Origin of the sequence: Sulfurimonas sp. (assembly GCF_026991475.1) — a bacterium.
Taxonomy (GTDB): Bacteria; Campylobacterota; Campylobacteria; order Campylobacterales; family Sulfurimonadaceae; genus Sulfurimonas.
Window position 1 is genome coordinate 1 of the sequence record NZ_JALXBK010000122.1, and the last position, 17906, is coordinate 17906.

Annotated in this window: 32 protein-coding genes; 24 read left to right on the plus strand and 8 right to left on the minus strand. The window is 35.5% G+C overall.

The genetic code is table 11. The features are described 5' to 3' along the window. From MV589_RS10430 to MV589_RS10440, 3 genes are all read right to left on the minus strand, one after another. Window positions 1-509 (minus strand): putative periplasmic lipoprotein (locus MV589_RS10430; RefSeq protein ID WP_297434626.1); only part of this gene is annotated, 509 nt, incomplete at its 3' end. Window positions 510-595: 86 nt separating this feature from the next. Beyond that, a complete protein-coding gene (rnhB, locus tag MV589_RS10435; protein WP_297434628.1) occupies window positions 596-1147 on the minus strand; it encodes a ribonuclease HII in 552 nt (183 codons plus the stop codon). Further along, entirely contained in the window at window positions 1148-2212 is a 1065-nt protein-coding gene (locus MV589_RS10440) for an ATP-binding protein (protein WP_297434630.1), read from the minus strand. It abuts the gene before it with no gap. Window positions 2213-2387: 175 nt separating this feature from the next. On the opposite strand from MV589_RS10440, the gene rpsJ reads away from it, so the two are divergent. From rpsJ to infA, 23 genes are all read left to right on the plus strand, one after another. Further along, a complete protein-coding gene (gene rpsJ, locus MV589_RS10445) occupies window positions 2388-2699 on the plus strand; it encodes a 30S ribosomal protein S10 (RefSeq protein WP_207562077.1) in 312 nt (103 codons plus the stop codon). An 8-nt stretch (window positions 2700-2707) separates the two neighbouring features. Beyond that, entirely contained in the window at window positions 2708-3283 is a 576-nt protein-coding gene (rplC, locus tag MV589_RS10450; RefSeq protein ID WP_297434631.1) for a 50S ribosomal protein L3, read from the plus strand. After that, on the plus strand, window positions 3283-3897 hold the full coding sequence (gene rplD / locus MV589_RS10455) for a 50S ribosomal protein L4 (protein ID WP_297434632.1): 615 nt from the start codon (window positions 3283-3285) through the stop codon (window positions 3895-3897). The genes rplC and rplD overlap by 1 nt, the downstream gene beginning before the upstream one ends. Beyond that, window positions 3897-4178, plus strand: a complete 282-nt coding sequence (locus tag MV589_RS10460) for a 50S ribosomal protein L23 (RefSeq protein ID WP_297434633.1) — start codon at window positions 3897-3899, stop codon at window positions 4176-4178. Before rplD ends, MV589_RS10460 begins: the two co-directional genes overlap by 1 nt. Before the next feature lies 1 nt (window position 4179). Beyond that, on the plus strand, window positions 4180-5025 hold the full coding sequence (rplB, locus tag MV589_RS10465; protein WP_297434635.1) for a 50S ribosomal protein L2: 846 nt from the start codon (window positions 4180-4182) through the stop codon (window positions 5023-5025). Window position 5026: 1 nt separating this feature from the next. Then, entirely contained in the window at window positions 5027-5302 is a 276-nt protein-coding gene (rpsS, locus tag MV589_RS10470; RefSeq protein ID WP_297434636.1) for a 30S ribosomal protein S19, read from the plus strand. Window positions 5303-5304: 2 nt separating this feature from the next. Then, window positions 5305-5622 (plus strand): 50S ribosomal protein L22, encoded by a 318-nt coding sequence (gene rplV / locus MV589_RS10475; RefSeq protein WP_013326025.1) that lies wholly within the window; start codon window positions 5305-5307, stop codon window positions 5620-5622. Between the two features lies 1 nt (window position 5623). Continuing rightward, window positions 5624-6340 (plus strand): 30S ribosomal protein S3, encoded by a 717-nt coding sequence (gene rpsC, locus MV589_RS10480; protein WP_297434637.1) that lies wholly within the window; start codon window positions 5624-5626, stop codon window positions 6338-6340. Window positions 6341-6342: 2 nt separating this feature from the next. Continuing rightward, window positions 6343-6768 (plus strand): 50S ribosomal protein L16, encoded by a 426-nt coding sequence (gene rplP / locus MV589_RS10485; protein ID WP_297434639.1) that lies wholly within the window; start codon window positions 6343-6345, stop codon window positions 6766-6768. Then, window positions 6755-6943: a 50S ribosomal protein L29 gene (rpmC, locus tag MV589_RS10490; protein WP_297434641.1), complete on the plus strand. Its 189-nt coding sequence runs from the start codon at window positions 6755-6757 to the stop codon at window positions 6941-6943. Before rplP ends, rpmC begins: the two co-directional genes overlap by 14 nt. Before the next feature lie 10 nt (window positions 6944-6953). Further along, window positions 6954-7199 (plus strand): 30S ribosomal protein S17, encoded by a 246-nt coding sequence (rpsQ, locus tag MV589_RS10495; RefSeq protein WP_297434643.1) that lies wholly within the window; start codon window positions 6954-6956, stop codon window positions 7197-7199. Between the two features lies 1 nt (window position 7200). After that, a complete protein-coding gene (gene rplN / locus MV589_RS10500; protein ID WP_013326030.1) occupies window positions 7201-7569 on the plus strand; it encodes a 50S ribosomal protein L14 in 369 nt (122 codons plus the stop codon). Further along, window positions 7569-7799 (plus strand): 50S ribosomal protein L24, encoded by a 231-nt coding sequence (gene rplX / locus MV589_RS10505; protein WP_297434646.1) that lies wholly within the window; start codon window positions 7569-7571, stop codon window positions 7797-7799. Before rplN ends, rplX begins: the two co-directional genes overlap by 1 nt. 4 nt (window positions 7800-7803) lie before the next feature. Continuing rightward, window positions 7804-8349 carry a 50S ribosomal protein L5 gene (rplE, locus tag MV589_RS10510; RefSeq protein ID WP_297434648.1) on the plus strand — a complete coding sequence of 182 codons (546 nt, stop codon included), beginning with the start codon at window positions 7804-7806 and terminating at the stop codon, window positions 8347-8349. Further along, a complete protein-coding gene (locus tag MV589_RS10515) occupies window positions 8349-8534 on the plus strand; it encodes a type Z 30S ribosomal protein S14 (protein WP_297434650.1) in 186 nt (61 codons plus the stop codon). Before rplE ends, MV589_RS10515 begins: the two co-directional genes overlap by 1 nt. Before the next feature lie 76 nt (window positions 8535-8610). Then, window positions 8611-9009, plus strand: coding sequence for a 30S ribosomal protein S8 (gene rpsH, locus MV589_RS10520; RefSeq protein ID WP_297434652.1), 399 nt, complete (start codon window positions 8611-8613; stop codon window positions 9007-9009). A gap of 9 nt (window positions 9010-9018) precedes the next feature. Beyond that, on the plus strand, window positions 9019-9555 hold the full coding sequence (gene rplF / locus MV589_RS10525) for a 50S ribosomal protein L6 (RefSeq protein WP_297434654.1): 537 nt from the start codon (window positions 9019-9021) through the stop codon (window positions 9553-9555). A gap of 13 nt (window positions 9556-9568) precedes the next feature. Continuing rightward, window positions 9569-9925 (plus strand): 50S ribosomal protein L18, encoded by a 357-nt coding sequence (rplR, locus tag MV589_RS10530; RefSeq protein ID WP_297434656.1) that lies wholly within the window; start codon window positions 9569-9571, stop codon window positions 9923-9925. A gap of 12 nt (window positions 9926-9937) precedes the next feature. Further along, window positions 9938-10381, plus strand: a complete 444-nt coding sequence (rpsE, locus tag MV589_RS10535) for a 30S ribosomal protein S5 (RefSeq protein WP_297434658.1) — start codon at window positions 9938-9940, stop codon at window positions 10379-10381. 3 nt (window positions 10382-10384) lie between these two features. After that, window positions 10385-10783 carry a 50S ribosomal protein L15 gene (rplO, locus tag MV589_RS10540; RefSeq protein WP_297434660.1) on the plus strand — a complete coding sequence of 133 codons (399 nt, stop codon included), beginning with the start codon at window positions 10385-10387 and terminating at the stop codon, window positions 10781-10783. Window positions 10784-10788: 5 nt separating this feature from the next. Beyond that, window positions 10789-12051, plus strand: coding sequence for a preprotein translocase subunit SecY (gene secY, locus MV589_RS10545; RefSeq protein WP_297434662.1), 1263 nt, complete (start codon window positions 10789-10791; stop codon window positions 12049-12051). Window positions 12052-12053: 2 nt separating this feature from the next. Continuing rightward, entirely contained in the window at window positions 12054-12812 is a 759-nt protein-coding gene (gene map, locus MV589_RS10550) for a type I methionyl aminopeptidase (protein WP_297434664.1), read from the plus strand. Window positions 12813-12833: 21 nt separating this feature from the next. Beyond that, window positions 12834-13052 carry a translation initiation factor IF-1 gene (gene infA / locus MV589_RS10555; protein ID WP_013326041.1) on the plus strand — a complete coding sequence of 73 codons (219 nt, stop codon included), beginning with the start codon at window positions 12834-12836 and terminating at the stop codon, window positions 13050-13052. 35 nt (window positions 13053-13087) lie between these two features. On the opposite strand, the gene MV589_RS10560 is transcribed toward infA, so the two are convergent. Together MV589_RS10560 and MV589_RS10565 are read right to left on the minus strand one after the other, a co-directional pair. Next, window positions 13088-13390 carry a chorismate mutase gene (locus tag MV589_RS10560; protein WP_367271610.1) on the minus strand — a complete coding sequence of 101 codons (303 nt, stop codon included), beginning with the start codon at window positions 13388-13390 and terminating at the stop codon, window positions 13088-13090. A 143-nt stretch (window positions 13391-13533) separates the two neighbouring features. Continuing rightward, window positions 13534-14385: a CvfB family protein gene (locus MV589_RS10565; protein ID WP_297434666.1), complete on the minus strand. Its 852-nt coding sequence runs from the start codon at window positions 14383-14385 to the stop codon at window positions 13534-13536. 124 nt (window positions 14386-14509) lie between these two features. On the opposite strand from MV589_RS10565, the gene MV589_RS10570 reads away from it, so the two are divergent. Beyond that, entirely contained in the window at window positions 14510-14947 is a 438-nt protein-coding gene (locus MV589_RS10570; protein ID WP_297434667.1) for an outer membrane lipoprotein, read from the plus strand. Here MV589_RS10570 and MV589_RS10575 read toward each other — a convergent pair. Genes MV589_RS10575 through MV589_RS10585 form a run of 3 tightly spaced genes read right to left on the minus strand, consistent with a single transcriptional unit; the run spans window position 14944 to window position 17901 of the window. Further along, window positions 14944-16110: an NnrS family protein gene (locus tag MV589_RS10575; protein WP_297434668.1), complete on the minus strand. Its 1167-nt coding sequence runs from the start codon at window positions 16108-16110 to the stop codon at window positions 14944-14946. The genes MV589_RS10570 and MV589_RS10575 overlap by 4 nt on opposite strands. A gap of 7 nt (window positions 16111-16117) precedes the next feature. Next, the gene (locus MV589_RS10580; protein ID WP_297434669.1) at window positions 16118-17377 is read right to left on the minus strand and encodes an SPL family radical SAM protein; all 1260 of its coding nucleotides are present in this window, start codon (window positions 17375-17377) and stop codon (window positions 16118-16120) included. Window positions 17378-17403: 26 nt separating this feature from the next. Beyond that, entirely contained in the window at window positions 17404-17901 is a 498-nt protein-coding gene (locus tag MV589_RS10585) for an Hsp20/alpha crystallin family protein (protein ID WP_297434670.1), read from the minus strand. Window positions 17902-17906: the final 5 nt, after the last annotated feature.

Here is a 17906-nt window from a genome sequence, read left to right on the forward strand (position 1 = left end):
GTTGTCATTTTTTCTATAAGGTTCTGTGCTGTTGTTCCAATAGAACCAGTTCCCCAATCACTATCTGCACCTGTTGCACTCCAAACAAGCGCTCTGTTTTTTGTTTTATATAGGCTTAACTTTAAACTTACTGCAGGCTCTCCATCAATTCCTGTTTTATATCTCCATTCACTAACGCCACCAGTCAAGAAGTACTTTGAACCGTTTTGTTGTGCTTTTGTTTGAGCAGATACTAATAAGTTTGAGTCGCTTGCAATATCGGTATTTACTATATATCCCTTGGCTAAAAGTACTCCCTCAATGATATTAGTTGCCCGTTGTCCCGCTTTTGGGGTGTCTGTATAATTACTAAGTGTTATTAGTGTGATTTTGACATCATTTTTGACTTGATGTGTTGCGTTTACATCAACATATACTTGAGGTAATTCCCTGTTTGTAGCTATCATTGCTGTACTAGAACATCCTGCAATAAAGAGAGCGGTAAGAGCAATTAGGAGTAGATTTTTCATTTGAGCACCTTGAAATTTTATTTTATTATATTATGTTTATTATTAAAAGAATGTTAACTGTAGTATTCTATAGTTTTCACTTATATTTACATGGGCCTTTTTTCAAGTGCTTTTATCTTATAAGTTTTTCTGTGAATATCACAATATCCATATTTTTTAATCATCTCTATGTGGAGTTTTGTACCATAGCCTTTGTGCTTGTCGAAATGGTACTGTGGATAGAGGAGGGCTTTTTTGAGAATATCTCTATCGTGTGTCACCTTTGCAAGAATAGAAGCAGCACTCACTTCTGGAATGTGCGCATCAGCTTTTATCATTGTATCTAAATCTTTTATACCAAAACTACTGTTGCCATCAAATAGATAGCTTTGCGCATCTAAAGTAGCCATAATCTCTTCTAAAGCACTTTTGATGCAAGATGAAATACCTTTTTCATCGACATCTTGTGCAGAAAATTCTATTATATGGTATGCTGCGTTTAGAATTATCTGCTCATAAAGTAGTTCACGCTTCTTTTCAGTGAGTTTTTTGGAATCGTTAAGTCCATCTACCTCTGCGTTTAGAATACACCCTGCCACAACAAGATTACCTGCTAAAGGTCCTCTACCTGCTTCATCAATACCGCATAAACTTTTCATCTAATCTCCTAATGCCCAAATATCAAAAGGAATTATATCCACCTTTGCAATTGGATGTGAAATTGAACTCTCTTTGTTCATACTAATAACAGTTATCTGTTTGACTCTGCGTGTAAATATAAAGGGCTCAATACTCTCTAGTTTTTTAAAGAGCCGTCTTTCATCAACAAAAGGTTTACAAAGCAAGATAGTGTCATCTTTTGGAAGATAAAAATCTATACCCTCATCGTAATAGCACTCTTTTTGTGATTTTAATAACTCTAAAAAAACCATATTTTCAAATAGTCTTGCAAAATTTTTCTCAATAGAGAGGGCAGTTTTTAAGGATGTGTCACAAAGATAAATCTTTTTTACAGCACGAGGATGCTCAAATTTCTTAAGTTGGTGAATGTAGCCCTTTTTTATTAAGAGTTCAAAAGAGGAGTAGAGTTTGTCCTTGGAAATTTTTCGTATAGATTTAAGCCGTTCATATATTGTATAAGCAGAAATCTTTTGTGATATAAATTTTGCAGCTAAAATTAGTATATCAAACTCTATGGGTGTTAGTGCTAGCTGTAACATTTTTTGGACATATAAAATTCTCTCATCTGCATTGATTTGATGCATAGAAGCAAAAGCACCTAGTTGGACAAAATGATTAAGTGCAGAGGAGTCATATTTATGTTCATAAGCGAGGAACTCTTCATAGTCTAAGGGGTAAAGATGCAGAGTCTCAAGTATATCGATTTCATAATGAATATCACTAATAATGATTAACTGCGATACATTTACAAACTCTATATCCTGAATGTAATTATCTAAAATAAGTGTTTGGATCTTATTTACAAAACAAAATGAGTTGAGTGACTGGTTGAGTAGTTTTATATTTATGCGAATATCTGAACAATTTATGTAGAGATAACTACTTTTTTTTAAACCAAGCAGATAATTTTTAGCCAATTGTGTTTTGCCACTATTTGTTATTCCATTAATCTGGTAAGATTTTTCATCAATTTGTACTTTTCTTTCATGAAATTTTTCAACAATTAAGTCGGTTTTGTAAAATTCTTCTAATAATATTTCCATAATTTTCCTATTTTTTAGAATTATAATTTTATCACTTCCTTATTAAAAGGAAATAAATTTACAATAAAATCACTTTTTACTCCCGAAATCCTTGAATAATTAGAGTGAATGGAGTATAATTCCGCTCCCTTAAATAGTTGGGCTAGGATCCAACGAGTTCTTTAGAAGGAAAAACATGGAAAAAATTCGTTTAAAATTGAAAGCTTATGATCATCGTGTACTTGATAGATCTGTAGCGTCAATAGTTGAGGCTGTAAAGCGTACAGGTGCTGCAATTCGTGGTCCAATCCCTTTACCAACAAAAATTCGTAAATATACTGTTTTGAAATCAGTTCACGTTAACAAAAAAGCTCGTGAGCAATTTGAAATACGTATGCACGCAAGAATGATCGACATCGTTTCTGCTACACCTGAAACTGTAGATTCATTAATGAAACTAGATCTTGCACCAGAAGTGGACGTTGAAGTTCGCTCTATGGACAAATAGGAGTAATCGTGGAATATATTGTTGAAAAAATCGGAATGAGCCGTACTATCACAGTTCCATCTAAACCAGTTACTCTATTAAGAGTTTTAGATGCGAAAGTGTGTGAAGTGAATGAAGGTACTGCTATAGTTGCTTACAACAGCGGTAAAAAAATGAATAAAGCAATTGAAGGTCAACAAAAGAAATACAGCCTTCCATCTGAGTTTAACCGTTTTGTTACTTTAGAAGTAGCAAACACTGAAGCTGGTGATTTAGACTTAGCTCCATTAGCAAATGCTAGTGAAGTAAAATCTACATTCAACACTAAAGGTCGTGGTTTCTCAGGTGCAATGAAGCGCTGGAATTTCGGTGGTGGTCCTGCATCTCACGGTCATAGATTTGGTCGTAGAACAGGTTCAATCGGTAATGCTGAATGGCCAGGTCGCGTAATGAAAGGTAAAAAAATGCCAGGTCATTACGGAAACACAAAAAATAGCGTAAAAAATGAGATCGTTTCTTTCGATGCTGAAAACAAAATCATAGCGGTTTTAGGTTCAGTAAGTGGTGCAAACGGTGCTTTAGGTCGTGTAAAGGTAGCTAAATAATGAGCGCAATCGTTTTAAATGAAAAAATGGAAAAAGCATCTGAGTTAGCATTACCTGAGAATTTCTCAGGAATCAACCCTCACAACCTTTACCTTTATGTTAAGTCTGCTCAAGCTGCACAACGTGCAAATACAGCGACTACTAAAGGTAGAAGTGAAGTGCGTGGTGGTGGTAAAAAACCATGGGCTCAAAAAGGTGGCGGACGCGCTCGTGCTGGTTCACGTCGTTCTCCAATCTTCGTAGGTGGTGGTAAAGCTTTTGGTTCTCAAAACAACCGCAACTATGATTTAAAAGTAAATAAAAAGCAAAAGAAACTTGCTTTAAATTTTGCTTTAAATGAGCATGCACAAAATGGTACTCTTTTTGTTGTAGATAGCATCTCTGTTGAGTCTGGTAAAACTAAAGACGCTGCAGCAATGTTTAAAGCATTAAACCAAAGAGATACACTTTTTGTTAAATCTTTATTAGATGAGAAAACATTTTTAGCATTTGAAAATTTAAATGCAACATATGTAATCGAATCAAATGAGTTAAATGCATACTTAGCTGCAAACTATCGCTCTATCGTGATAGAAAAAGCTGTATGGGAAACTTTGACAAGTGAGGCTAAGTAATGGCTGATATTACAGATATTAAATCTATACTTTATACAGAAAAGACTTTAGGTTTGCAAGAAGATGGTGTTATTGTTGTTCAAACATCACCTCGTATGAGCAAAACAGGTCTTAAAGAGGTTTTTAGAGAGTATTTTGGAATTATTCCAACAAAAATCAACTCTCTAAATCAAAGCGGAAAAGTGAAACGTTTCCGTGGTGTAGCTGGTAAACAAAATGACTTCAAAAAGTTTTATGTAACTTTACCTGAAGGTGCACAAATCGAAAGTTTGGCGGTATAAGATGGCAATTAAAACTTATAGACCGATAACTCCATCTCGTCGTTTTTATACGAATGTAGATAGTTCAGATATCACTGCTAAAGCGAGCGTTCGTTCATTATTAACAAAACTTCCAACAACTGCTGGTCGTAACAATAATGGTCGTATCACATCTCGTCATAAACAAGCAGGTGCTAAAAAACTTTACCGTATTATCGATTTTAAAAGAGATAAATTTGGTATTGAAGGAACAGTAAGTACAATCGAATATGATCCGTACCGTAACTGTCGTATTGCACTTATTACTTATGCCGATGGTGAAAAAAGATATATTTTACAACCAAAAGGTTTAACTGTAGGCGATAAAATTGCATCTGCAGATGCTGGTTTAGATGTTAAAGCAGGTAATGCTATGAAACTTCAAAACATTCCTGTTGGTACACTTGTTCATAATGTTGAGTTAAAAGTTGGAAAAGGTGGACAAATGGTACGTTCAGCTGGAACATCTGCTCAAATTATGGGTCGTGATGGTAAATATGTTTCATTACGTATGCCTTCATCTGAAATGCGTTTAGTACTTGGTGAATGTATGGCAACAGTTGGTATTGTTGGAAATGAAGAATTTTCAAACATAGTAATAGCAAAAGCTGGTCGTCAACGTCACTTGGGTATTCGTCCTCAAACTCGTGGTTCTGCAATGAACCCTATTGATCACCCACATGGTGGTGGTGAAGGTAAAACGAATTCAGGTCGTCATCCAGTTACTCCTTGGGGTAAACCAACTAAGGGTGCTAAAACTCGTCGTAAGAAAGCAAGTGATAAATTAATCATCACTCGTCGTAAACCAAATGCAAAAAGGGTAGGCTAATATGGCTCGTTCAGTAAAAAAAGGTCCATTCGTAGATGCTCATTTAATCAAAAAAGTTGAAGCAGCGAAAGCTAGCGGAGATAAAAAACCTATTAAAACTTGGTCAAGAAGATCTATGATTCTTCCTGAAATGGTTGGTTTAACATTAAATGTTCATAATGGTCGCCAATTTGTTCCTGTATATGTTACAGAGAATCACATTGGTTATAAACTTGGTGAATTTGCACCAACTCGTACATTTAAGGGCCATAAGGGCTCTGTTCAGAAGAAGGGGTAGTCATGGCTAGAGCATTATTAAAATTTATCCGTGTATCACCTATCAAATCTCGTCTTATTGCACGTGAAGTGCAAGGTATGAACGCTGAAGAAGCTATGGCAGCTTTAGAGTTCACTCCAAATAAGGCAGCTAAAATTATCTCTAAAGTAATTGCATCTGCAGTTGCTAACAGTGGTAGTGAAGCTGAAGATTGTGTAATTACATCATGTCGTGTTGACAATGGTCCAGTACTTAAACGTTTCCGTCCACGTGCTCGTGGTATGGCTTCAGGTATTAGAAAACCAACAGCACATATCTTAGTAGAAGTAGAGGGTAAATAGTATGGGTCAAAAAGTTAATCCTATTGGTTTACGTCTTGGAATCAACCGTAACTGGGAATCAAGATGGTTTCCTAATTTTAAAACTGCTCCGGCAGCTTTAGGTGAAGATCACAAGATAAGAACATTTTTAAAGAAAGAACTTTACTATGCTGGTGTTTCTAACATCATCATTGAAAGAACAGTTAAAAGACTTCGTGTAACTATCGTTGCAGCTCGTCCTGGTATTATTATTGGGAAAAAAGGTGCTGATATTGAGAAACTTAAAACTGCTCTTCAAAAGTTAGTTGGTAAAGCTATCTCTATTAACATTAAAGAAGAGAAAAAAGCACAAACTTCAGCGCAATTAGTTGCTGAAAATGTTGCTACTCAACTTGAGCGTCGTATTGCGTTTAGACGTGCTATGAAAAAAGTTATGCAAGGTGCACAACGTTCTGGTGCTAAAGGTATCAAAGTAGCAGTTGCTGGTCGTCTTGGTGGTGCTGAAATGGCTCGTACTGAGTGGTATTTAGAAGGTCGTGTTCCTCTTCATACACTTCGTGCAAAAATCGATTATGGTTTTGCTGAAGCACATACTACATACGGTATTATCGGTGTAAAAGTATGGATCTTTAAAGGTGAAGTACTTACTAAAGGTATTCCTGCAGAAGCTAAAGAAGAGAAAAAAGAACGTCGTGGTAGAAAACCAGTGCGTCGTGAAAATAGTGAAAAGGCTGAATAATTATGTTAATGCCAAAAAGAACAAAATATCGTAAAGTAATGAAAGGTCGTAACCGTGGTTATGCTCGTTCAGGTTACAAATTAGCTTTTGGTGACATTGCATTAAAAGCAGTAGAAGCTGGTCGTATTAACTCTCGTCAGATTGAATCGGCTCGTATCTCTTCTACTCGTCACATTAAAAGAAATGGTAAAATTTGGATTCGTGTATTCCCTGCTAAACCATTAACTGCTAAGCCTCTTGAAACTCGTATGGGTAAAGGTAAAGGTGCAGTTGATCAATGGGTAATGAACATCAAACCAGGTCGTATCATTTTTGAAATGGGTGGTGTGCCACATGATATCGCTCGTGAAGCGTTGACTCTTGCTATGCACAAGTTACCATTCAAAACAAAAATTATTACTGCGGAGATGAGCAATGAAATATTCTGATTTAGCAGATAAAACAGCAGCAGAGCTTCAAGCAATGCTTAAAGAGAAAAAAACTGAATTGTTTACTTTAAAAATTAAACAAAAGATGATGCAATTACAAAATACTAGCGAACTTCGTGTTGCTAAAAAAGATATTGCTAGAATCAATACTGCACTTGCTGCAGTAGCAAACTAGGGGACGAGCGATGGCTAATAAACGTGAAATTCAAGGTAACGTAATTAAAATTGCAGGTGATAAAACAGTATCTATTGTTGTTGAACGCCGTGTAATGCATCCTCGTTATCATAAAGTTGTAAAACGTTTCAAAAAGTACTTAGTACATGATGAACGTAATGAAGTAAAAGTTGGAGATGAGATTATTGCAATCGAATGTCGTCCACTTTCTAAGACTAAATCTTTTAGACTTAAGTCAGTTGTAAAAGGAGCGTAGTATGATTCAAGGTTTTACTCGTTTAAATGTAGCTGATAATACAGGTGCTAAAGAGATTATGTGTATTAAGGTACTTGGTGGTTCTAAGCGTCGTTATGCTTCAGTAGGTGACGTTATCGTTGCTTCTGTAAAAAAAGCGATTCCAACTGCTAAAGTTAAAAAAGGTAAAGTTGTAAAAGCTGTTGTTGTAAGAACTCATAAAGAAGTTCAACGTGAAAATGGTTCATTGATCCGTTTTGATGACAATGCAGCTGTAATACTTGATGACAAGAGAGAGCCTATTGGTACTCGTATTTTTGGACCAATTGGTCGTGAAGTACGTTACGCTGGATTCATGAAAATTGTATCTCTTGCTCCGGAGGTTGTGTAATGGCAAAATTTAATTTCAAAAAAGGCGATATGGTAGAAATTATCGCTGGTGATGACAAAGGTACAAAAGCAGCTGTACTTGCAGTTATGCCAAAGAAAAATAAAGTAATCGTAGAGGGTTGTAAAATTGCTAAAAAAGCGATTAAACCAACTGAAGAGAACACTAAAGGTGGACATATCAATAAAGAGATGCCTATCGATGTTTCAAACGTACGTAAAGTGGAGGCATAATTAGATGGCTCGTTTAAAAGAAAAATATTTATCTCTCAAGCCAGAGATTCAAGCAGCTTTAGATATTAAAAATGTAATGCAGATTCCTGCATTGGATAAAGTTATTATCTCTGTTGGTGCTGGTTTTGCTATGAAAGATAACAAACTTATTCAAAATATTGAAGATACTATTACAACTATCGCTGGTCAAAAAGCTTCTACAGTAATTGCTAAGAAATCTGTTGCAGGTTTTAAAGTACGTGAAGGTATGCCAGTTGGTGTTCGTGTAACTCTTCGTGGTGAAAATATGTATAATTTCTTTGATCGCCTCGTATCTATTGCACTTCCACGTGTAAAAGATTTCCGTGGTGTTCCAAGTAATGGATTTGACGGTCGTGGTAACTACAACTTTGGTCTTCAAGAACAACTTATTTTCCCAGAGGTTAGCTATGATTCAATCATGCAAATCCACGGTATGAATATCACAGTTGTTACAACTGCTGATTCTGATAAGGCTGCGTTTACTCTACTAGAGAAAATGGGAATGCCTTTTACTAAAGGGAGTAACTAATGGCTAAAAAGTCTATGATAGCAAAAGCTAACAGAACTCCAAAATTCAAAGTACGTGGATATACACGTTGTCAGATTTGTGGTCGTCCACATTCTGTTCTTAGAGATTTTGGAATTTGTCGTATTTGTTTTAGAAAAATGGCAAACGAGGGATTAATCCCAGGTGTTAGAAAGTCTTCTTGGTAAGCTAAGAGGAAACTTCTAATCATTAGCAGTTAGCAATTTATTTATAAAGTGCTAACTACAAACAAGGAATAATAAAATGGCAATAAATGATCTAGTATCAGATGCGTTAACACGTATTCGTAATGCTGGTATGAGAAGATTACCAGTTACAACTTTAGTACACTCTAAGAGTGTTGAAGCTGTAGCAAATATCTTAGCTGATAAAGGTTACATTGAATCTTGTAACGTTATCGAAGATGGCGTTAAAAAGACTATTAAAGTTGTACTTAAGTATGATGATAATGAAAAATGTGTAATTAATGAAATGAAAAGAGTTTCTAAACCTGGTAGACGTGTTTACAAAGGTAAAGAAGATATTAAACGTTTCAAAAATGGTTACGGAACTATTATAGTAAGTACTTCACATGGCGTACTACCAAATGACAAAGCTTATGAGCTTGGTATTGGTGGTGAAGTTATGTGTACGGTATGGTAGGAGTATAGCATGTCAAGAATTGGAAAAAATCCTGTAGAATTTGCTAGTGACATCACTGTTACTACAAATGGAAATGTTATCACTTTTACAAAAGGTAAAACTAGTGTTGATTTAGACACTAAAGGGTATGTTACTTTTGATGTTGAAGGAAATACTTTAACTTTTAAAAATGTATCTGACTCTCGTGAACACAGAGCTTTCTGGGGAACTTTTAGAGCATTAGCTCAAAATATAGTTACTGGTTTGACTACTGGTTATGAGAAAAAACTTGAAATCAATGGTGTTGGTTATAGAGCTGCTGTTAAAGGTAAAGTTCTTAATTTACAACTTGGTTTCTCTCATGATATTAACTATGATTTACCAGAAGGTCTTGAAGCAGTTGTTGAGAAGAACGTTATTACACTCAAAAGCCATGACAAACAAATGTTAGGTCAAGTTGCTGCTGAAATCCGTTCATTCCGTCCACCAGAGCCGTATAAAGGTAAAGGTGTTAAATACATGGAAGAACATATCGTGCGTAAAGCCGGTAAAACTGCTAAGAAATAAGGGAGGAAGATAAATGAATGCTAAAGTATTAAAAAGCAAAATTGCTAACCGTTTAAAACGTAAGCGTCGTATTCGTGCAAAGATATCTGGTAGTGCTGAACTTCCTCGTGTTTCTGTATTTAGATCAAACCGTTACCTCAGTGTACAAGCTATAGATGATGCAACTGCAACAACTCTATGCGCACTACATTCAAAGGCTACTGGTCATAAAGCAAACAAAGAAGGTGCAGCTGCACTTGGTGAGGCATTCGCTGCTAAACTAAAAGAAGCAAACATCACTGAAATTGTTTTTGATCGTAATGGTTACCAATATCACGGCGTTATCGCTGCGTTTGGTGATTCACTTCGTGCAAACGAAATTAAGTTCTAGGAGCGCATGGCTATGACAGAAATCAATAGAGATGAATTTGAAGAATCAATTGTAAACATTGGTCGTGTAACAAAAGTTGTTAAGGGTGGTAGAAGATTTCGTTTTACTGCACTTATCGTCGTTGGTAACAAAAACGGTACTGTTGGATATGGTGTAGGAAAAGCGAAAGAAGTTCCTGATGCTATTCGTAAAGCAGTTGATAATGCATTTAAAAACTTAACTACTGTTAAGATTAAAGGTACTACAATCGCTCACGATATTGAACACAAGTACAATGCTAGTACAATTCTTTTGAAACCAGCATCTGAAGGTACAGGACTTATCGCAGGTGGTGCGGCTCGTCCAGTTCTTGAGCTTGCAGGTTTCCAAGATTTACTAACTAAGTCAATTGGTTCAAACAATCCAAACACACTAGTTCGTGCTACAGTTGAAGCACTTTCTCGTATTAAAGGATAGAAAATGGGTATTGAAAACTTAAAACCTGCAGAGGGTTCAACACACGCTCGTAAACGCGTTGGTCGTGGACAAGCTTCTGGTACTGGTAAGACTGCAGCTCGCGGTCAAAAAGGTCAAAAGTCTCGTACAGGTTACAAAAGAAAAAGAAACTTTGAAGGTGGGCAACAACCACTTGCGAAACGTTTACCAAAAATTGGTTTTCACTCTAAGACAGTGAAACCATATGTAATAAACGTAGAAAAAATTAAAGCTGTGGCTGAACTTGAAGAGATCACAATGGAGACAATCTGTGGTGTTCATAAAGTTGCAAATTCAGTAGCTAAAATTAAACTAGTAGGTGCAAAAGCGAAAGATTTAGCATCGAAAATTAAAGACGAAAACGTTACTACTACAGGTAACTAAATATTATGAATAAAAATCTAGTTAATAAGATCCTTATTACTATCGGTTTTTTATTTATCTACCGCCTTCTGGCTTACGTGCCAGTTCCAGGCGTAGATACATCCGTTATTGCTTCATTCTTCAACTCTCACCAATCAGATGCTTTAGGTCTTATGAATATGTTTAGCGGTAATGCTATTCAAAGATTATCTGTAATTTCTCTTGGTATTATGCCTTACATCACTGCTTCAATTATTATGGAGCTTCTCGCTGCAACTTTTCCTACTTTAGGTCAAATGAAAAAAGAGCGTGATGGTATGACTAAGTATATGCAAATTATTCGTTATGCAACAATTGCTATTACTTTAGTTCAGGCAGTGGGTGTGAGTGTTGGACTAGAGAGTTTAACAGGACCTAGTGGTAACAGTGCTATTTTAGCTGATCACAACACATTTATCCTTCTTTCTGCTGTTTCTATGCTTGCAGGAACTATGCTTCTTATGTGGATTGGTGAACAAATTACTCAAAGTGGTATTGGTAATGGTATCTCTTTAATTATCTTTGCTGGTATCGTATCTGCAATTCCACGAGCCATTGGTCAAACTGTTGAAATGGTAAATACAGGTGCTATGAGTTTCTTAACTGTAATAGCTATAATTGTATTAGTCTTAGCAACTGTTGGTATTATTATTTATGTCGAACTTGGCGAACGCCGTGTTCCAGTAACTTATGCTAAAAAGACTATGATGCAAAATCAAAATAAACGTGTTATGAATTACATTCCAATTAAAGTAAACTTAGCTGGTGTTATTCCAGTTATCTTTGCTTCTGCAATTTTAATGTTTCCAATGACCGTTTTAGGAAGTAGTACAAATCCAACTATTCAAGCAATAGCTGACTTTTTACATCCGGGTGGTTACTTTTTTAACTTTTTGACATTTACATTTGTAATTTTCTTTGCGTTCTTTTATGCATCAATTACATTTAATGCAAAAGATATAGCAGATAATCTCAAACGTCAAGGTGGATTTATTCCTGGTATTCGTACTGGTAATGCTACAAAAGAGTTTTTAAATACAACAGCGAGTAATTTAACTTTTACAGGTGCTTTGTATCTTGGACTTGTGGCTACTTTACCATTTATGATTATTAAAGGTATGGGTGTACCATTTTTCTTTGGAGGAACAGCAGTACTTATTGTAGTACAAGTTGCTCTTGATACTATGAGAAAAATCGAAGCTCAAATCTATATGAGTAAATATGAAACTTTAAGTGCGGTTGGTCTATAACCATGGCTATCGGACTTAAAAAACCAGCGGAGATAGAAAAGCTAAGAGCTGCCAACAAAATTGTTGGTGGTACTCTAGAACTTCTTCGTGAAAATACAAAAGTCGGTATGACTCTTAAAGAGATGGATTCTATGGCAGAGGATTATATTCGCTCTCATGGTGCAAAACCATCTTTTAAAGGTCTTTACGGCTTTCCAAACGCAGTATGTACTTCACTTAATGAGGTTATCATTCATGGTATTCCCTCAGATTATAAACTTCAAGAGGGTGATGTTATTGGCTATGATGTCGGTACAGAGCTTGATGGTTGGTTTGGTGATGCAGCTATAAGTATGGGTGTAGGAAAAATTACAAAAGAAGATGAAGATTTAATTGCTTGTTCAAAAGATACACTCTATTATGCAATAGAGAATATCAAACAGGGAATGCGTTTTAAAGAGCTCTCTTCTATGATGGAGCAGTTCATCTTAAATCGCGGTTTTATACCTCTTCGCAACTTTTGTGGACATGGAATAGGGCGAAAACCTCATGAAGAACCGGAAATTCCAAATTATCTTGAAGGTGGCAAAGCGAAAGCTGGACCAAAGATAAAAAATGGAATGGTTTTTTGTTTGGAACCTATGATATGTCAAAAAGAGTCTAAACCTGTTATTTTAGATAACGGTTGGGATGTTGTTAGTACCGATGGTTTACGCGGTTCACACTATGAGCATACTGTTGCAGTTATCAACGGTAAAGCTGAAATATTATCTCTTGCTTAAGAGTAAAAAAAAGGACTTATAATGGCTAAAGCAGATGTTATTGAAGTTGACGGCAAGATTATTGAGGCTTTGCCTAATGCAACTTTTCGTGTTGAATTAGAAAATGGACACATTATTTTATGTCATATCGCAGGTAAGATGCGTATGCACTACATTAAAATACTTCCAGGTGATAAAGTAAAATTAGAACTTACACCTTACTCTTTAGATAAAGGTCGTATCACTTACCGATACAAATAGTAAGAAAGAGCGTCATTTATTGACGCTCCTCTACTTTAAAAATTTCCACCATTCCTAAATTCAGAGATTTCAGTCTCTACCATTTCATCAATCATAATTTTAAATAATTCGGAGATCATATTTGGATTAATATTTAATTCAATAGCTTTTTTTCGCACTCTTTGCATAATATCATCAATACGATCTTGGGCTTTAACATCATCAACACTATCTTTAAACGCAGCAGCTTGACGAATTAAACGGCTTCTTTTGGAGATTAAATTAACTAACTGTTCATCAATAATATCAATCTCTTCTCGAACTTCTTGTAGTGAATTACATTTTTTAATATCTGGCATGTCTGCCTCCTATTTTGATTTCTTGATTTATGTTAACACTATTGTAACTATTTAACTATATAATCTTTCTTACGATTCTCCATGTATATCTTTAAATTGATTCCTTAAATATATACATAACAGGCTCAAGATTTTTTTGAGCTTTATTTTAGATATATACCAGTATCTTTGACTTCAATCTTCCCACTATCTTGTAATTTTGTAAGGCTGCGTTTAAACTCTTTTTTACTCATACTAAAAACATCTTTGATGAGTGTTGCATCACTTTTATAGTTATAAGGCATTATTCCTTTATTTTGTTTGAGTAAATCTAAAACTTTATCACCACTCTGTGCAGAATTTTTACTTCCTGGTTTTCTCAAAGTGAGGTCAATATTGCCATCTTTTCTTATGGTTTTAATGTAGGCACTTCTTTTATCCCCAAGGGCTATATTTTCAAAAATTTCATTATGATAGATGAGTCCTTCATATTTGTCATTGACAATACATTTAAAGCCTAAGGGTGTTTTGGTGATGATAAGAATATTTACCTCTTGGTTTGGTGAAAGGTCTTTGACTCGTCTTTCAAAAAAGTCACCTAGTTTTTCACTGCCAACAAGACGGTGTGTACGCTCATCATACACAACACGAATAAATCTCTTTTCTCCTAGTTGAAAAGGACTTTTTTGCAGCTGTGTGGGAACAAGCAGATCTTTTGGCAGTCCCCAATCCATAAAAGCACCAAACGGTGCAGTGTCGACAACTTCTAAAAGTGCAAATTCATCAAGCATAGCTTTTGGTTGCAGTGTTGTGGCAATTAGCCTGTCTTCTGAATCTGTATATAAAAAGACATCTACAATGGCATTTTCTATCATATCTTCTGTTGTGTAAGCCTGTGGAAGGAGGACATCGTTGCCATCTTCTGCCATAATAAAAACACCGTGAGGCGTCTCTCTATCTACTCGTAAGGTATTTATTTTTCCTAGTTCCAAATATGGACTGATTGTTTTATTCATTGGTTTTTCCGTCTTTTATTTTATGTAATTATACCCAGATTCTAATTTTATGTTTAAGAAGCTTATTCCCATATCATAAATTGTTAATATTTTTGGAATATAATAAATGTACAAGGAGTCAATTATGAAAAAAGTTTTTTTAGTATCATCAGTAACAATAATGTTAATTCTAAGTGGTTGTGCAACAAATAGTGGTCCTGAATATGATGGAAACAGTTACCAAGAGATAAAGACTTATGAAATAGGGACAGTTAAAAGTGTTCGTCCAGTTGTTATTAGTGACAATGGTACGGGAACATTTCTAGGTGCAATTGTAGGTACTGTACTTGGTTCCATAGTGGGAGAGGGAAATGGTAATACACTTGCAACTTTAGCAGGTGGTCTTGGTGGCGCATATGCTGGAAATCAAGCTGCTAAAGCAAATGCTTCTGAACTCTCTGTTCACCTTAATAATGGAAACAATATTGTCGTTGTTGTCAAAGGCAAAGATTTTCTTGTTGGTGATAGAGTGAAAATCATTAAAGATGGTAATAGAGTAGATCAAGTTTATAGAATAAACTAGATCTTTTTTCCAAAAATAAGAATTTTACCATAACGACCGCCCCAGAGTACAAAGAGTAGGAGCCAGGCTGTGAATGAGATGTCAAATAAAAAGTTAGCACCCCATCCAAAGGCTATGTTGATGCTAAAGAGCGCACGTAGCACTACGACAAGTTGAATAAAGAGAAAGATGGCTGTTACAAACTTATCTGCGTGTGGCGGCATACCTGCGTGACCAAGTGTAACGCGCGTACCAAAACCTATAAGCACGGTTGTTAAAAAACCTATTGCTAAGAGATGGATATTTAAGAAGTAAAACGAGGTATCTAAAAAGAGCTCTGCTGTAAGTGAGAGTGCTGAGAGTGCAAAAGAGAGCGGCAGCCACAAGAGTGCGAGATGCAGTACCCATAGAATTGCAGGAGAGCGAAACGGGTGCAACTCCCAACGGTAAAATTCACGTCCAAGGTAGAGTGCAAGAGTAACATCAATAAAGAGCTCAAGAACTTTGAGCTCACTTATGCTGAAAATAGACTTTAAAACAAAGAGAATAAAAACATTTCTGACAAAATGCTCCCCTTTTTGTGCAAAAGAGTGCGAAAAGAAGGGAATCATTCTCTGTCCAACAGAAAATGCTAAAAAGATTAAGTATAGGTAGAAAGCACCGTTTATCGCTGCGTTTAAAAGAGCAGGGACAAAGAGAGAAATAATGAAAAGCAGATGAGTCAAGAGTCCAATGTGGTTTGCACCAAGTATCCAAAATGAGTCCTCTTTATCAGGCGTGTTCGCATTTTTATAAATAAGCGTAAGCTTTAAAATTATAAAAAATTGTGAGATAAACGCAGTGAGCATAGCGAAAGTGAGCAAATAATTTGAAAAGAGTGCTCCAAGTATAAAAAGGAGTGAAGCTACTGCGTTTGCATAGAAAATTTTTGTGTAATAGCCCTTGTCAATGGTATCTGTTTGGTTAAAACGCGGAAATGTAGTAAATAAAAAACCGGTAAAAAAGTTTGTAAATACTAAATAGATAAGTGAGTAGCTATGGAGTGTTAAAGGGTCAATCTTAAGTGGTAAAATACCCTTATAATTTAAGGCAAACAGTAACATCATAATGATTGCGTTTACAATACCAAGCAGAAAAAACGGCTGGTGTGGTTGTGATAAAAAATAGCTCTCTTTTGTTTTCATAGTTATCCTAAATATAGAACTCTTGTCCTATTTTTTTACAATAGGCTCCAAGCATTGCACGCTCAAAGTCATTGTTTGTGGCATAGTTATATCCAAAGGTCTTCTCCCAAAGTTCATGTGGTTCCATGCAGAGATAGAAGAAGACTTTATCTTCTCCGATTTGCCATGGTGCAAAACTTTCATAAGCATGTTTAAACATCTCTATTTTTGTGCTTTGTGGATAAGAAGTCTTGCCACTTGCATCTTCGTGTGGAATTTGTGTGATTTTTGTATGAAATTCACGTCCTCGAAGCTGTTTAATAACAGGCTTTATAAAAGTGAGTGTCCCAAAACTAACAAGTGCAACCTCAGATGGCTTGAATTTTACTATAAGTTTTTCATATATCTTTTGATACTCATCAAGATAGCCAACATACTCTACAATAGGATGGAAATGAAACCCTACTTTGACACCTTTGTCTGCGAGTTTTCTTGCTGCGTTTATGCGTTTGTCAAGAGAGGCTGTTAGATGCTCTTCATTTGCAACAATTATAGGAGTATTCAGACTCCATGTGCAGAGAATATTCTTTGGAACATCATTTTCAAGTAGATATTTTATATTGTCCGATTTTGTCTTAAACTCTAAAATTACATTGGGGTTACTGCGTGCAAATGCAAAGAGTGCATCAAGAACGCCTTCTCGATTTCCAAACATCAAAGAGTCACTTGCCTGCCCTGTTCCGATGTGATAGGTTTTGTTTTGATCAAGATTGAGATTCAGTAGTTTATCTTTAAAGCCACTATCAAACGTAATAGTATTTTGATTGTAAAAACTTTGAATAGAACAGTAGGAGCAGTCAAAGCCACAACTCTCAACAGCATCAAGTGTTAAAAGATTGCAACATCGCGTTTTTTCTGAAGCAACAGGGCAGAGTCCTAGACCAAAACCCTCTTTAGGGGCAGTTTTGAATGTAAATTTTTGCTCTTTTGGAATATTTTTCAGTGAAAAATTCTCATAAGAGTTTGGTTTGTCTCTTATCTCCTGATATGCTTTGACTAAACGGGTGAAAACGACTTTTCTTTGAGAATGTTCTGGAAAAATTACCTTGATTCTCTTCTCATCCCACATGCCTAAATCACGGGCAATATTAATAATCTGTTTTATCTCTTGATTGGAAAATTTGTACAAATAAGCTCGCTCTTGAATGAACTCCTGTTCATCTTGAGGAAGCTTTTTGTAAAAAGTATTGTTGATAGCGTTGTTAAATTTTTCTGCATATGAATTCATATGCGAATTTTAGCAAAATTATACGCTTATTGGATAGGAATAACTTTCGCTTTTGGTTTTTGTAGCTCTTTTCTTGGAACTATAACTGTTAAAATACCATTTTTATAGCTTGTAGTGAGTTTGTCTTGCTCTACATTTTCTGGAAGTTGGACAGCTCTTTCAAAACTACCATAAAAAATCTCTTTTTTTACAACATCTTTTGTTTTTTCATCTTTAGCTGCACTTTTTTCTCCTTTGAGAGTAAGCAGATTATTTGCATCTATGCTTAGTTTGATGTTCTTTTTAGGGACACCTGCTAAATCAAACTTTAAAGTAATCTCTTTGGCACTCTCTTTGACATCCATTCTAGGATAATTAAAGTTGTTGAGCTTTGCATTTGTAAAATGTTCATTTACAAGTGTGTTAAAGTATTGATTCATCTTTGCAAATTCAGCATTATATGGATTTTTTGCATCTATAACATCCGCACTTACTACTGTAGTTAAAAGTGAAGCTAATGCGATTGCAGTTAAATATTTTTTCATAACAG